Source organism: Malaciobacter halophilus (assembly GCF_002837275.1).
In the GTDB taxonomy this organism is placed as follows: Bacteria; Campylobacterota; Campylobacteria; order Campylobacterales; family Arcobacteraceae; genus Malaciobacter; species Malaciobacter halophilus.
The window spans coordinates 96,145-110,259 of sequence record NZ_NXIF01000027.1; the positions used below are offsets into that span (position 1 = coordinate 96,145).

The following is a 14,115-nucleotide window of genomic DNA, read 5'->3' on the forward strand; positions in this document are numbered from 1 at the left end:
CAAGTACAAAAACAGTATTATTCAAAATAATTATCAATATAAAAAAGGATAGATGTGTTAGAAATATTTGTAATTGCATATTGTTTATATTTTTTAGTAAATATATATACTTCATTTATGCAAGTAGGTTTTGTAAAAAAAGCAAAAAACATGCCAGCAATAATACTTGATGATAGTAAGTATCTTGAAGCTGGAAATTATAGTATAGAAAAACAGAAGCTTTCTATACTTTCAACATTTTATGATTTTGTGATTTTTATGCTTTGGATAGGTGTTGGATTAAAACTATTAGACTCTTTAATAGTAGTTGAGCAAGGTTGGTTAAAAGCAGTACTTTTTATTGATGCTTTTATTATTATAAATTGGATACTATCTTTGCCTTTTGAATTATATACAACTTTTAAACTAGATAAAAAATATGGTTTTTCAAATATGACACCAAAACTATTTATTAAAGATACATTTAAAAGTTCAGTTCTTTTTTTAGTTTTTGGAAGTTTAATAATCGCAGCAGTTGCTTTAATTATCGAAACTCTTCCTTTATGGTGGATATGGGGATTTGTATTTATATTTGCAGTGATTATATTAATTAATATGATTTATCCTTTAGTAAGAGATAAAATGTTTGATAAGTTTGAGCCTTTAAAAGATAAAGAGCTTGAATCAAAAATTGAAAAACTTTTAGATGAAGTAGGGTTCAAAAGTAGTGGTGTTTTTTCTGTTGATGCAAGTAAAAGAGATAATAGATTAAATGCTTATTTTGGTGGGCTTGGAAGTACAAAAAGAGTGGTTTTATTTGATACATTAATTGAAAAATTAACACACAATGAACTATTAGCTGTATTAGGACATGAATTAGGACATTTTAAAAATGGAGATATTTTAAAAAATATTGGAATTATGGGTGTAGTGATGTTTTTATTTTTCGCAATTTTTGGTAATTTAAGTGAAGAGTTATTTTTAAAGCTTTCATTAAATAATGAACCATATGCAATAATAGCAGTATTTTTGCTTTTTTCTCCAATTTTATCATTTTTTCTAATGCCTTTAGTATCTTTAATCTCTAGACATAATGAGTATGCAGCAGATGAGTTTGGTTCAAACTTACAATCAAAAAGCGATTTAGTAAATGCTTTATTGAAACTTGCAAATGAGAATAAATCTTTTCCTTTATCTCATCCTTTATATATCTTTTTTTATTATTCTCATCCACCCCTTGTAGAGAGATTTAAAGAGTTGGGTTATGATGTATATAAAGTAAATAATTCAGCTCAAGCTATGAAAGATGATTTTAGAATAGATTATGAGTAATGAAATTTATATTTACTATATAATAATAGCCTTTTTTATAGGTTTTTCACTCTCTGGCATCATATTTTACTTTTTATTTAAAGTAAAATATGATGCAAAGCTTCAAAATTTGACAAATGAAGCTAATATTAAACTTCAATCAATTAATGATAAATTAATTTCTCAAAAAGAGCTTTATGAACAAAAGCTTCAAAATAAACAAAGAGAATTTGAATTAAAACAAGATAGTTTTAAAGAAAAAATAGAACTATTAGAGTCTTCAAAAGTTAAGATGAAAGAGGAGTTTGAAAATCTTGCAAATAGAGTTTTTGAACAAAATAGTAAAAAATCAAATGAGAATATAAATCAAGTTCTAACACCTTTAAAAGAGCAATTAAATAACTTTGGGAAAAGAGTAAATGATATTTATTCTGAAGAAACAAAACAAAGAAGTTATTTATTAAATGAAATTAAAAATTTAAAAGAGCTAAATAATCAAATTTCCAATGATGCAGTTAATTTAACAAAGGCTTTAAAAGGTGATAATAAAATCCAAGGGGATTGGGGTGAACTTATTTTAGAAAAAGTTTTAGAGCAAAGCGGCTTAAGAGAGGGTATAGAGTACACAACACAAAGCTCTTTTTCAAATGAAGGGAAAAGATTAAGACCTGATGTTATTGTTCATCTTCCTTTAAAAAAAGATATTGTTATAGATTCAAAAGTATCTTTAAACTCATATATTAATTATACACAAGCTGAAGATGAACAAAATAGACAAAAAGCAATTAAAGAGTTAATCTCTTCTTTAAAAGCCCATATAAAAGGTTTAAGCGTTAAAAGATATGAGGATATTAAAGAGGTTAGAACTTTAGATTTTGTATTGATGTTTATTCCTATTGAACCTGCTTTTTTATTAGCAGTTTCAAAAGATAATAATCTATTTAAACTAGCTTTTGAAAATAATATTATGTTAGTTTCTCCTTCTACATTGTATGTATCTTTAAGAACTATTGAAAATATTTGGAAGATGGAGTATCAAAATCAAAATGCAGAACTAATATCAAAAAAAGCAGCTAATTTATATGATAAGTTTGCACTGTTTGTAAAAGATATTGAAGATATAGGAACTCATATAAAAAGGACATCAAACTCTTATGAAAATGCTTTAAATAAGTTATCAAAAGGGAAAGGAAATCTTTTAACTAGAAGCCAAGAGTTTATAGATTTAGGAGTAAAGCCTAATAAACAAATCAATTTAAAACAGTAGTAATTAAAGATAAATTTATTTATGTAGTGCTATGCTTGTGAATATTATATTGCAAGGATTGCTTTTGAAACTACGTACAATAATCTTTCCTATTTCATCTTTATTTTTTTCAATAGGCTTTTTGGCTATTGGATATGGAATGATATTAACTTTTGTTGGTGTATATTTAAAAGAGTTGCATGTAAGTAATACTGTTATTGGTATTATTAATGCTGCATTTTTTTTAGGAGCAGTTAGTTCATCTATTTTTAGTCAAAAAATAATTTCAACAGTTGGTCATATAAGAAGTTTTGCTGCTTTTGCTTCAATTATGGTAGTTTCATTTTTATTACATTCAGTTTTTTTTAATGAAGTATTATGGGCAGTTTTAAGATTAATTTCTGGTTTTGCATTTTATGCACTTTTAATTATTATTGAAAGTTGGCTAAATGAAAAAAGTAGTGAAGAGGATAGGGGAAAAATTTTAGCAATTTATACTATTATTTTTTATCTTTCAACTGCCTTGGGACAACTATTTTTAAATATTGACGAGCATTTTAAACAAGCAATTTTTACTATTGGTTCAGTATTAGTTCTATTTTCTGTGGTTACTATTGCATTAACAAAGATAAAAGAGCCTAAATTAACTGCATTTGAAAAGTATAGTGTTCCTAAAATATTTTCAATTGTGCCTCTTGCTACTGTTTCTAGTTTTATTGGTGGTTTTTTTGTTGGTGGCTTTTTTACAATGGTGCCTGTATATATCTTGATGCAGAATCAGTCAATTGAAGTTGTTTCATATTTTATGTTAGTATCTTTACTTGGTGGACTAGCTTCACAATGGCCCATTGGACTTTTATCTGACAAATATGGAAGAAGAAAACTTATTGCATTTTCAGCTTTTTTTTCTTTTGTTATTTCTTCTTTGTTTGTACTATTTACACCAAGTAGTACATCTTTATATTTATTGGGATTTTTATTAGGGTTTTCGATTTTCTCAATTTATCCTTTAGCAGTTGCAAGGGCAAATGATGTAGTAGATGAAAATAAAGATATAGTTGAGATAAGTAGAGCTTTACTTTTTGCTTATGGTATTGGTTCTTTTATATCTCCTATATTAGTAGGTTTTGGATTAAGTTTTTTCCCAGAGTTTTTATTTGCTAGTTTTGCTTTTTTAGGACTATTCTTGAGTTTTTATTCTCTTTCTAAGAAAAGAGTAGCAGATGATGATTTAAGCACATTTGTTAATATTCCTGTAGCTTCAGGAGCTGAACTACCAGAACTAGACCCAAGACAAGATGAACATATGCCATCATCTTAAAGAATTTTATTTAAAAGATAAAAATAGTGATAAATAAATACCTATTGCTATAAAACAAGCACCAATTAAATGATAAAGTTCTATTTTCTCACCTAAGAACATATAAGCTAAAATAGCTCCAAATAAAGGCATTAGATGGGCAAATTGACTAGATTTTTCTGGTCCAATTTGTGCAATGGCACTATTCCAAAAATAGAATGATAATACAGAAGCAAATAAAGATACATATATTATAATTGGCCAGTTTTGTGTAATTATATAAATCTCTCTTTGTAAGTTATATCCTTGATATAAATAAACAGGTAAGAGATATATTACTCCTAAAAATACGAGTGTTGTAAATAGTTCAACATGATTTAACTCTTTTGGCTTAAATCTAAGTAATACAGAGTATAAAGCCCAAATTGAAGCACTAAGAATAATCCATAAGTCCCCTGTTTTAAAATCTAGTACTAAAAGTTTTGTAATATCTGCTTGTAAAACTAAAAATATAACTCCAAATGTAGAGAATAAAAAACCTAATAATTGAGTCTTATTTACTCTATTTTTTAAAATTAAAACTCCTAAAAAAAGTACAAGTAAAGGAGTGATAGAATTAATTAAAAGTGCATTTGTAGCTTGTGTTGTCTTTAAAGCAATATATACAATCGTATTAAATAAACTAATTCCTAAAATTGCTAAAATAGAGAGTATTAAAAACTGTTGCTTTAATATTTTTATGCATTTTTTTATATTCATATATTTTATAGAAAAAGGAATCATTAAAATCAAAGCAAGAACCCACCTAAAAAAAGCAAGTTCTAAAGGTTCAATATCATCTTTGATAAATCTTCCTAAGATAAAATTACCTGACCAAAAAAGTACACAAAGTATTAATAAAAAATATACTTTGTATACTCTATAAAGTTGTATCATTTTAATTGATTTAATAGTAGTATATCTACCATATCTCCAGCTTTAATATCTTTGCTATCATCTTCTTGTATTAATAGTGCAGGGTTTTCAAGCATATTTGTCAAGATTGCACTTGTTCCTTTTTTCTTACCATCAAAATTGATTTGATAAATACCATCTTTATACTCAACATTACAAGCAGTAAAAACAGTTTTTGGCATTCTTCTTGGAAAATCTTGATTTATTTTCGCTTTTACAATTGGCAAGCTTTGTTTTGTCTGTTTTAGTTTATAAATAAAAGGAAGAACGTATAAAATTGCGCAAACAGTTGAAGAGTAAGCAAAGCCAGGAAGAGCAATAATTAATTTACCATCTTTTATAGCCGCTAAAAGATGCATTCCAGGTTTAATAGTAACTCCATGAAATAGTACTTGTGCATTAAGTTTATCTTTAATTACATCTTGAACAAAATCATAATCACCAACACTAACACCACCTGTAGTAATTACTATATCTGCTTTATCAAGACCAGTTTTCAGTAGTTGTGTAATAGAGTTTATATCATCTTTTACAATTCCCATTTGAATAGTATTTGCTCCTGCTTTTTTACATAAAGCTTCAATTGTAAGATGATTTGAACTTCTAATTTGAGAATCATTTGTTTGCATTTGACCTAAATCTAAGATTTCACTACCTGTACTTGCTATTGCAACTGTAGGATTAACAAAAACAGGAACTTGGGCTATATTAAGCGATGCTAATACACCAACTTCTGCAAAGCCAATAACAGTTCCTTTTTTTATAAGAACTTCTCCTTTTTTATAATTTTCTGCAACATCTCTTACTGCAAAACCTGCTGTAACTTCTTTTATAATTTTAATTTCATCACCATTTACTTCAACATTTTCTATTGGAATTAATGTATCACTTCCTTTGGGCATAAGTGAACCTGTAAAAGTTTTTATACATACACCTTGAGTAACTATAGATTCTACAACACTTCCTGCTGGGTTTTTATCTATTACTTTTAATGTTTTTTTATTTAAATCTTCAGCTTTTAATGCATAGCCATCCATTCCTGAAGTTGGGAACTCTGGACTATTATGATTTGCAACAATATCTTCTGCAATAACATAACCTAAAGCTTGAGTTAAAAACATTTTTTGAACCGGAGGCGTTTTAATGTCTATTTTTTCTAAAATTTCTAAAGATTGTTTATAACTAATAAAATTTCTCATATTTATTCTCCAAAATTAATGCAAAATCTTATCAAAAACTAAGCAAATATGCAATCTTTTAAAGGCAAAAATTATGATTATTTAAAAGAAAAGTAAAAATTTAATAAATTAAAAGTTTGATTGAAAAGTAAATTTAAAATCTTATGATTAATAAAGGTAGTTGTTACCTTTATTAGTGAGCATTTCTTTGAATATACTCTTTATATTTATTTGCAGTGTTATAACTAACTTGAGCCTCTTTTGCAACACTGTAAACTGTTATTTTTTGGTTAAATAATCTCATCATATTAACTGTACTTTCAATTTTTTTTCTAGCAGTATCTTGTCTAACTTTTGTCGCTTTTTGAGTAGCTTTTGTTTTTTTTACAGTTCTACTTTTTATAGATTTATGCTCTTCATGTGAAAGTTTATTAAATAACTCTTGTTTTCCATTTTCCAAACAGAGTTTTTGTAATTCATGTAACTCTTTGTGAGTGAGGGTAATTCTCACTTTGCAAACCTTTATATTTTTTTTGGGGACGAAATTATATCAACTCTTTTTTAATATATGCTAAAAGAGTAAAAAAAGTAGTGACTACATTATAACGTATTGAAATAGCTTTTTAAATTTTGTTAATGTTTTATATTAGTTAAAAGCTATACAAGAATAGTATGTATAGCTTTATAGAGGTATTATATATCTACAAATACATCTTTATTAACTCTGTATCCTTCTCCATAAATATTTTTAATCATATCTGTAGGAATCTTTTTTCTTATTCTTTTAATAAGTGATTTTATAGAATCAATACTAAGTTCTTTATCAAATTTATCACTATAAATTGTATTATAAATATCTTCATTTGAAAATGTAATATATGGATTATTAATAAGTAAATTTAGTAGTATAGTTTCACTTGAAGATAGCTTTACTTCTTTACCTTTTTTTATTAAGGCTTTTTTCTCTTTATCCCATACAAAATTCTCTATTAAAAATACTTTTTCAGAAGCCTCTTTTGAGTTATTTATTTTTTTAGAAATTGATAATAAAGGCTCTACTAATTGATCAATTAATAAAGGTTTTTGTACAAAGTTATTAACACCTAAATTTATTAATTCAATAAGGTATTTGGAATCTTCATATGCAGAAATAACAATAACATCTTGGTCTTTATTTATTTTTAAAATATCTTTTGTTAATTCAATACCGTTTTTCTTTGGCATTTTTATGTCAGTAATTACTATATCGTAATAGAAATTTTTCTCTTCATAGAACTTTAAATACTTTTCTAAACCTTCTTCTCCATTTGTTGCTAAATCAACTTGGTTAAAAAGAGTCTTAAAAATTTTTTCACTTTGAAGTCTTAAATCTTCATCATCTTCAATAAAAAGTATATTTAAAGCACTAGATTCTTTTTGTAATTGTTTGTATTTATTCATATTTTGTCCTAATACTTTTATCTTTATAAAATTATTAGATAAATAGAGTTAAACTAATCTTAATGAAAAGCAAATAATCAACAAACTTCGTTATTTTTTGTTATTTTTTGTTAAAATTAAAGGATATATCATAAAATCAAATTCAAAAGCATATAAATTTGCATTAACTGCTATCTTCTTTTGGTCAACTGTTGCAACGGCATTTAAGCTCTCTTTAGAGTTTTTAACTCCAGAAATGTTAGTTTTTTTAGCTTCAATTGCATCTACGGTTATATTATTTATAATTCTCTTGTATGAAAAAAGATTATATTTAGTTAAAACTCATATAAAAAACAATTTTAAATTGACTCTTGCAATGGGAATACTTAATCCTTTTTTGTATTATCTTGTACTTTTTAAAGCTTATTCACTACTTCCTGCACAAGAAGCACAAGCCATTAATTATACTTGGGCATTAATGTTAGCATATTTAGCTGTTCCTTTTTTAAAACAAAAATTAACATTTCAAGATATTATTGCAGGAATTATATGTTATTTTGGAGTTTTAATAATCTCTACAAGAGGAGAGCCTTTTTCTTTAAATTTTTCAAATCTTTATGGAGTTTCTTTAGCTTTATTTAGTACAGTTTTATGGGCTATGTATTGGATATTTAATACAAAATCAAAAGCTCATCCAGAAGTTGGGCTTTTTGCTAATTTTTTAGTAGCTTTACCTTTAATAGTTTGTTATTTATATTTTACAGATGGATTTTTTGTTCCTGAAATAAAAGCTATTTTGGCTGCTTCTTATGTAGGTGTTTTTGAGATGGGAATTACTTTTATGTTTTGGTTAAAAGCTATGCAATATACTACAAGTACTTCTAAAATTGCTAATTTAATATTTATATCTCCTTTTTTATCTTTAATCTTTATATATTTTATTTTAGGAGAAAAAATTTATATCTCGACATTGTTTGGATTAACCTTGATTGTATTTGGATTAATTGTTCAGCAAAAAAGAACAAAAATAGCAAAGAAATAGCATTTTATTATTAATTTAAAAAAAACTCTAAAAATGATTAAAAATACATATTTATAACACAATTTTTAAGATTCAGTTAAGTTTTGCTGTGAAATAATGAGTAATGTTTTTTTAGTACTACTTTTAGTACTACTAAAATTTTATTAGGAATTAAAAGTAATGGCAAAGCAAAAACATAAAAGAAAAGTAATTAGAAATGTAATTGACAAACATACTAAAAATGGTAAAAAAGAGATATCACAACTTACAATTAAGATTGATAAAAAATTGGATAATGCTTTAATTGTTTTATCAAATGAAATTAATATCTCTAAAAATAGACTAATTGAAGATATATTGTATGAGAGCGGGATACTTCAAGAAGTTGATGAAAATTATGAAGGAGTAGAGTAATGAGTAGTTTTCCTTCTCAAGAAAAAATAATTAAGTGTGTTTTAGATGGAATAATTACAGCTAAAAATAACTTTACTTTTTGGACTGCTGATGAACTTTACTTATCATATGCGCCACCAAAATTTTTAACTATTCATGTATCTCAAGAAATATCAAAACTTAAAGATGCACCTGAAATATTTATTGATGCAACTATTGCAGATATACTTAGATGCTCTTTACCTTCAAGAGATGCTTTTAGAGAGTTTATGAAAAAAAGATATTTATCACAAGATGTTTTATGTTTAACATTAGATGAAAGATTTGAACATAAAAGTGATAATGATTCTATTTCTAGAGTTATAATGAGTATTAAAAATGGTGTTAGAAATGTTAAGGAGGAGTACAAATATGAGATAGAAAAAATGTGTAAAATGCTTTATAGAAATAAGTTGGATGATTCAACTTTAGATTATGCAATTTTCGCATTTTATTTAGATATTTCAAATAGTGATAGAAAGAAAAGTGAGCAAAGACTAAAAGAGATTACAGAATCTTTTGATAAAATAGTATACTCATTTGAAAACTTAGAATCAAGATTTGAAGGAGGGAAGGTAAATATCATACCAAATATTGGTGAATGGGCAGTTGGTTGCTATATAATCGAGCCTAAGTTTTAATAAATTAAAGGAGAAAAAATGGGAAAAATCACAAAAGTTGCAAAAGCTGTTGCACTTAGTGCAATAGTTGCAAGTTCAAGTCTGCTAGCAGCAGATACAGTTAAAATCGGTGTTCAAGCACCTATTACAGGAAAATATGCAAATGAAGGTCAAGGAATTGATCAGTTTGTTAGATTAATTGTAAATGAAAAAAATGCACAAGGTGGATTACTTGGTAAAAAAATCGAAGTAGTTACTTGTGATGATGAAGCTAAAGCTCAAAAAGCAGCGGTTTGTGCTAGAAAACTTGTAAATGCAGGAGTTTTTGCTGTAATTGGTTCTTATACATCAGGTGCAACAGAAGCTGCACAAACTACATATTATAGAAATAAAGTACTTCAAACTAGTGATGGTACAAGTGATTCTTTAATTAAAAGAAAGTATTGGACTTTTTTTAGAAACTCATTTCCTAACTCTGCACAAAGTGATTTTACAGCAGACTATTTTGTAAATCAAAAAAAATATGAAAGAATAGTTGTTTTATCTGATTACTCTTCATATTCAACTGGTTTAGGTGATGCAACAGAAAACTCTATTAAAAAAATAGGTGGAAATGTAATCTTTAGAGGAAAAATAAAATCAGGTACTCAAAATTTTACTGCAATGCTTACTAAAATTAAAGCTATGAATCCAGATGTTATTTATTATTCAGGGTACTATACAGATGGAGGTCTTTTAAGAGCACAACAAAAACAATTAGGAATAAATGCAGATTTTGTTGGTGGAGATTCAAATGATAATCCAGACTTCTTAAAATTAGCAGGTAGTGCAGCAGAAGGTACAGTATTAATAAACTTCCCAACACCAGATATATTACCTTATAAAGAGGCTAAAAAATATTTAAAAGCTTATGAAGATACTTATAATATGAAGCCACCTTCAATTTGGGCAGTTGTAAATGCAGATGGTTTAAGAGCTATTATGCATGGAGTTGAACAAACAAAATCTTTTGATACTAAAAAAATCTCTGATTTTTTACATAATTTAAAAGATTATCCAGGAATCACTGGACCAGTTACTTTTAGAAATGACGGTGAAAGAATTGGAGCAAAATTCATGGTTTATGAGATTCAAAAAGATGGTTCTTATAAAGTATTAGGGAAATAAGGTAAAAAATGGATATTTTTCTTCAACAGTTAATTAATGGTTTAACTATTGGAAGTCTATATGCATTGGTAGCTTTAGGTTATACAATGGTTTACGGTGTGATGAAGTTAATTAACTTCGCACACGGTGACCTTGTTGCCTTTTCTGCTTATGTGGGGCTAACAATTTTTTCTCAATTTTTTGGGGCGAGTGCTAACTCATTAATTAATGTAGTAATTATATTTTTATTAACAGCAATTGTAGTTGCATTTGTAGGTGTTCTTCTTGAGCGTCTTGCCTATAGACCTTTAAGAACGGCACCAAGATTAAGTGCTGTTGTTTCAGCACTAGGTGCCTCACTTGTAATTCAAAACGCAATTATGTTAATTTGGGGACCAAATATGAAAATCTTTCCTTCTGATTTATTACCAAATACAATTTGGCAAATTGGAGGAGTTATTTTAACATTTACTCAAGTATTAATCTTAATTTTATCAGCAGTTTTAATGACTGGACTTTATATGTTTATTAATAAAACAAAAATTGGTACTGCAATTAGGGCAACTGCAATAGATCAAGATGCAGCTAAATTAATGGGTATTAATGTAAATAGAATAATTATGATTATTTTTATAGTAGGTTCATCATTGGGTGCTATTGGTGGATTATTTATTGGGATTTATTATAGAGGTTTGACTTTTGATATGGGATGGCTTTATGGGCTAAATGCTTTTATTGCAGCTATTATTGGTGGTATTGGTAATATTCCAGGTGCTATGCTTGGTGGTTTACTTTTAGGACTATTTAATGCAATGATTGCAGGATACATCTCAACAGAATGGGCTGAAACTTTTACTTTTATACTTCTAATTGTAATCTTAATTGTTAGACCAACTGGTATTCTTGGTGAAAAAACAGCGGAGAAAGTGTAATGAATAAAACAACAATTATAGCAACACTATTTATTGCCATAATGGCAGTTTTCCCGTTTTTAGTTGATTCAGCTTGGTTAACTATTGGAATTACATTTTTAGTTTTCTCAGTTGTAGCTTTTTCTCAAGATATTATTTTGGGACGAGCAGGTGTTTTTAATATGGGGCATGCAATCTTTTTTGGTATTGGTGCTTATTCAACTGCTATATTAAATGTACATTTTGGTTTAGAGATTATTGAAACTCTACCTTTTGCAATAATCTTTCCTGTAATTATTGCTATTTTATTAGCTGGACCTATTATTCATTTAAGAGGTGATTATTTACTTGTTGCAACAATTGGATTTAATATTATTTTTGAACAAGTATTATCAAATGATCCTTTTGGTTTAACAGGTGGGCCTAATGGTATTTTTGGGATTGATGTTGTAAGAGTTTTTGGATATGAACTTTGGTCACAAACAGCAATATATTATATTGCATTTTCTTTATTGATTATTACACTTTTAATAATTAGAAATCTTGATAATTCAAAATATGGTAGAGCACTTTATTATATTAATAAAGATGAAATCGCAGCTAAGTCTATGGGTATAAATGTATCTTACTATAAACTTTTTGCTTTTGCTCTAGGAGCTGCAATTGCAGGGGCTGCTGGTTCAGTATTTGCGATTCAATATTCAGCTGTATCTCCTGAATCTTTTAATTTTATGCAATCAGTAATGTTTTTTGCTATTGTACTTGTTGGTGGTTCTGCTTCACTTCCTGGTGTAATTATTGGTACATTTGTTATGTTTGTACTTCCTGAACTATTTACAGAGTTTAAAGAGTCAAGATATTTAATATTTGGTGCTGCAATGATTTTAACAATGATTTTAAGACCAAATGGAGTTTGGCCTGCAACTTTTGGAAATATCCCAAACTATTTAAAAAGAAAAGCAGCTAAACTAAAAGGAGAAAAGTGATGAAATATGTATTAGAGATTGAAAATGTTTCAAAGCTGTTCTTTGGATTAGTTGCTATTGATAATTTGACAATAAAAGTTAAACCAGGACAAATTTATGGAATTATTGGACCAAATGGAGCTGGTAAAACAACACTATTTAATTGTGTTACTGGGATTTACAAACCAGAAAAAGGAACAATAAAATATAAAGGCGAAGATATTACAGGAATGTCTTCTTATAAAATTGCACAAAAGGGTGTATTAAGAACTTTCCAAAATATTAGACTTTTTAAAGAGATGAGTGTTGCAGAAAATATTATGGCAGGTTGCCATACAAAATCTAAACAAAAATGGTATCACTCTATTATTCATACTCCTTTTTATAAAAAAGATAATGAAGCTAGTTGGAAGACAGTTGAAGAATTAATGGAGTTTTTTAATCTTACTAAGTTTGCATTAACTCCCGTAGGAGATTTATCATATGGGAATCAAAGAAAAGTAGAAATGGCAAGAGCATTAGCTGCTAAACCTGAGCTTTTGATATTAGATGAGCCAGCTGCTGGCTTAAATGAGAATGAAACAATTGAACTTACAAATATAATCTTAAAAATCAAGGAAATGGGACTTGGGATTATGATGATTGAACATGATATGGATATGGTTATGAAATTAACAGATTATATAACTGTAATTAATTTTGGAAAAGAGATTTCTCAAGGTATTCCAAGTTTTGTTCAAGATGACCCAAGAGTAATTGAAGCATATATTGGAAGTGATGATGATGAGGATGAAGAGTAATGCAAACTGAAATTTTATTAGATGTAAGAGATTTACATGTAAGTTACGGAGCTATTGCTGCAATCAAAGGAATTTCTTTGAAAGTTCATAAAGGTGAGGTTGTTACAATTCTTGGAGCAAATGGTGCAGGTAAAACAACAACTTTAAAAACTATTTCTGGATTATTAAAATCAAAATCAGGAAATATTATATTTGATAAAAATGATATTACAAATACACCTGCACATGATATTGTAAGTTTAGGGATGTCTCACTCTCCTGAAGGAAGAAGAGTTTTTGGGACTTTAACTGTTGAAGAAAATCTCATGATGGGTGCATATACTTTAAAAGACCATGATAAGGAGACTTTGGAGTGGATTTATGATATTTTACCAAGATTAAAAGAGAGAAGAAAACAACTTGCAGGAACTTTAAGTGGAGGTGAGCAACAAATGCTTGCAATTGGTAGAGCTATTATGAGTAAACCCAAACTTCTTATATTAGATGAACCAAGTTTAGGTCTTGCTCCAATTTTAGTAAAAGCTATTTTTAAAGCAGTAAAAGAGATTGCTCAAAGTGGCGTAACAGTACTAATTGTTGAACAAAATGCAAAAGCTGCATTGAAATTAGCAAATAGAGGTTATGTTCTTGAAGTTGGAAAGATTACCCATGAAGGTACATCACAAGAGTTATTAAGCTCAGAAGCAATTCAAGAAGCATATTTAGGTAAAAAACACTAAAGTTATAAGTAGCAAGAGGGGCATACTTGGCGGTTGCTCCCCTCTGACACAGAAAATTGTGCGTGTTAAGCTACTTAAAATTTATTTAAAACTCAATTAATTTTAAGGATATAG

15 protein-coding genes are annotated in these 14,115 nt (G+C 27.6%); 11 read left to right on the forward strand and 4 right to left on the reverse strand.

Going from position 1 to position 14,115, the window contains the following annotated elements:
* Nucleotides 1–54 precede the first annotated feature (54 nt).
* From CP960_RS07485 to CP960_RS07495, 3 genes are all read left to right on the forward strand, one after another.
* Nucleotides 55–1,311 (forward strand): M48 family metallopeptidase, encoded by a 1,257-nt coding sequence (locus CP960_RS07485; RefSeq protein WP_101184796.1) that lies wholly within the window; start codon nt 55–57, stop codon nt 1,309–1,311.
* A complete protein-coding gene (locus CP960_RS07490) occupies nt 1,304–2,557 on the forward strand; it encodes a DNA recombination protein RmuC (RefSeq protein WP_101184797.1) in 1,254 nt (417 codons plus the stop codon). The genes CP960_RS07485 and CP960_RS07490 overlap by 8 nt, the downstream gene beginning before the upstream one ends.
* A 64-nt stretch (nt 2,558–2,621) precedes the next feature.
* Nucleotides 2,622–3,857, forward strand: a complete 1,236-nt coding sequence (locus CP960_RS07495) for an MFS transporter (protein WP_228152034.1) — start codon at nt 2,622–2,624, stop codon at nt 3,855–3,857.
* Nucleotides 3,858–3,863: 6 nt separating this feature from the next.
* Here the strand turns inward: CP960_RS07495 and CP960_RS07500 are convergent, their stop codons facing one another.
* From CP960_RS07500 to CP960_RS07515, 4 genes are all read right to left on the reverse strand, one after another.
* Nucleotides 3,864–4,772 carry a DMT family transporter gene (locus CP960_RS07500; RefSeq protein ID WP_101184799.1) on the reverse strand — a complete coding sequence of 303 codons (909 nt, stop codon included), beginning with the start codon at nt 4,770–4,772 and terminating at the stop codon, nt 3,864–3,866.
* A complete protein-coding gene (locus CP960_RS07505; RefSeq protein ID WP_101184800.1) occupies nt 4,769–5,989 on the reverse strand; it encodes a molybdopterin molybdotransferase MoeA in 1,221 nt (406 codons plus the stop codon). Before CP960_RS07505 ends, CP960_RS07500 begins: the two co-directional genes overlap by 4 nt.
* Before the next feature lie 172 nt (nt 5,990–6,161).
* On the reverse strand, nt 6,162–6,479 hold the full coding sequence (locus CP960_RS07510; RefSeq protein WP_133121145.1) for a hypothetical protein: 318 nt from the start codon (nt 6,477–6,479) through the stop codon (nt 6,162–6,164).
* Between the two features lie 182 nt (nt 6,480–6,661).
* Entirely contained in the window at nt 6,662–7,408 is a 747-nt protein-coding gene (locus CP960_RS07515; RefSeq protein WP_101184802.1) for a response regulator transcription factor, read from the reverse strand.
* A gap of 97 nt (nt 7,409–7,505) precedes the next feature.
* On the opposite strand from CP960_RS07515, the gene CP960_RS07520 reads away from it, so the two are divergent.
* The 8 genes from CP960_RS07520 to CP960_RS07555 all read left to right on the forward strand — a co-directional run bounded on the left by CP960_RS07520 (nt 7,506) and on the right by CP960_RS07555 (nt 14,001).
* Nucleotides 7,506–8,429, forward strand: coding sequence for a DMT family transporter (locus tag CP960_RS07520; RefSeq protein ID WP_228152035.1), 924 nt, complete (start codon nt 7,506–7,508; stop codon nt 8,427–8,429).
* A gap of 159 nt (nt 8,430–8,588) precedes the next feature.
* On the forward strand, nt 8,589–8,822 hold the full coding sequence (locus CP960_RS07525; protein WP_101184803.1) for a hypothetical protein: 234 nt from the start codon (nt 8,589–8,591) through the stop codon (nt 8,820–8,822).
* Nucleotides 8,822–9,481, forward strand: a complete 660-nt coding sequence (locus CP960_RS07530; RefSeq protein ID WP_101184804.1) for a hypothetical protein — start codon at nt 8,822–8,824, stop codon at nt 9,479–9,481. Before CP960_RS07525 ends, CP960_RS07530 begins: the two co-directional genes overlap by 1 nt.
* A gap of 18 nt (nt 9,482–9,499) precedes the next feature.
* Nucleotides 9,500–10,627, forward strand: coding sequence for a branched-chain amino acid ABC transporter substrate-binding protein (locus CP960_RS07535; protein WP_101184805.1), 1,128 nt, complete (start codon nt 9,500–9,502; stop codon nt 10,625–10,627).
* Between the two features lie 8 nt (nt 10,628–10,635).
* Nucleotides 10,636–11,538, forward strand: coding sequence for a branched-chain amino acid ABC transporter permease (locus CP960_RS07540; RefSeq protein ID WP_101184806.1), 903 nt, complete (start codon nt 10,636–10,638; stop codon nt 11,536–11,538).
* Nucleotides 11,538–12,503, forward strand: coding sequence for a branched-chain amino acid ABC transporter permease (locus CP960_RS07545; protein WP_101184807.1), 966 nt, complete (start codon nt 11,538–11,540; stop codon nt 12,501–12,503). The genes CP960_RS07540 and CP960_RS07545 overlap by 1 nt, the downstream gene beginning before the upstream one ends.
* The gene (locus CP960_RS07550) at nt 12,503–13,282 is read left to right on the forward strand and encodes an ABC transporter ATP-binding protein (protein ID WP_101184808.1); all 780 of its coding nucleotides are present in this window, start codon (nt 12,503–12,505) and stop codon (nt 13,280–13,282) included. The genes CP960_RS07545 and CP960_RS07550 overlap by 1 nt, the downstream gene beginning before the upstream one ends.
* Nucleotides 13,282–14,001, forward strand: coding sequence for an ABC transporter ATP-binding protein (locus CP960_RS07555; RefSeq protein WP_101184809.1), 720 nt, complete (start codon nt 13,282–13,284; stop codon nt 13,999–14,001). The genes CP960_RS07550 and CP960_RS07555 overlap by 1 nt, the downstream gene beginning before the upstream one ends.
* The last annotated feature ends 114 nt before the right edge of the window (nt 14,002–14,115 follow it).

Bases quoted from the DNA above. Each gene is read 5' to 3' on its own strand.
- CP960_RS07530 (WP_101184804.1), top strand. From the start codon at position 8,822: ATGAGTAGTTTTCCTTCTCAAGAAAAAATAATTAAGTGTGTTTTAGAT.
- CP960_RS07550 (WP_101184808.1), top strand. From the start codon at position 12,503: ATGAAATATGTATTAGAGATTGAAAATGTTTCAAAGCTGTTCTTTGGA.
- CP960_RS07540 (WP_101184806.1), top strand. From the start codon at position 10,636: ATGGATATTTTTCTTCAACAGTTAATTAATGGTTTAACTATTGGAAGT.
- CP960_RS07535 (WP_101184805.1), top strand. From the start codon at position 9,500: ATGGGAAAAATCACAAAAGTTGCAAAAGCTGTTGCACTTAGTGCAATA.
- CP960_RS07505 (WP_101184800.1), bottom strand. From the start codon at position 5,989: ATGAGAAATTTTATTAGTTATAAACAATCTTTAGAAATTTTAGAAAAA.
- CP960_RS07515 (WP_101184802.1), bottom strand. From the start codon at position 7,408: ATGAATAAATACAAACAATTACAAAAAGAATCTAGTGCTTTAAATATA.
- CP960_RS07555 (WP_101184809.1), top strand. From the start codon at position 13,282: ATGCAAACTGAAATTTTATTAGATGTAAGAGATTTACATGTAAGTTAC.
- CP960_RS07545 (WP_101184807.1), top strand. From the start codon at position 11,538: ATGAATAAAACAACAATTATAGCAACACTATTTATTGCCATAATGGCA.
- CP960_RS07525 (WP_101184803.1), top strand. From the start codon at position 8,589: ATGGCAAAGCAAAAACATAAAAGAAAAGTAATTAGAAATGTAATTGAC.
- CP960_RS07500 (WP_101184799.1), bottom strand. From the start codon at position 4,772: ATGATACAACTTTATAGAGTATACAAAGTATATTTTTTATTAATACTT.
- CP960_RS07490 (WP_101184797.1), top strand. From the start codon at position 1,304: ATGAGTAATGAAATTTATATTTACTATATAATAATAGCCTTTTTTATA.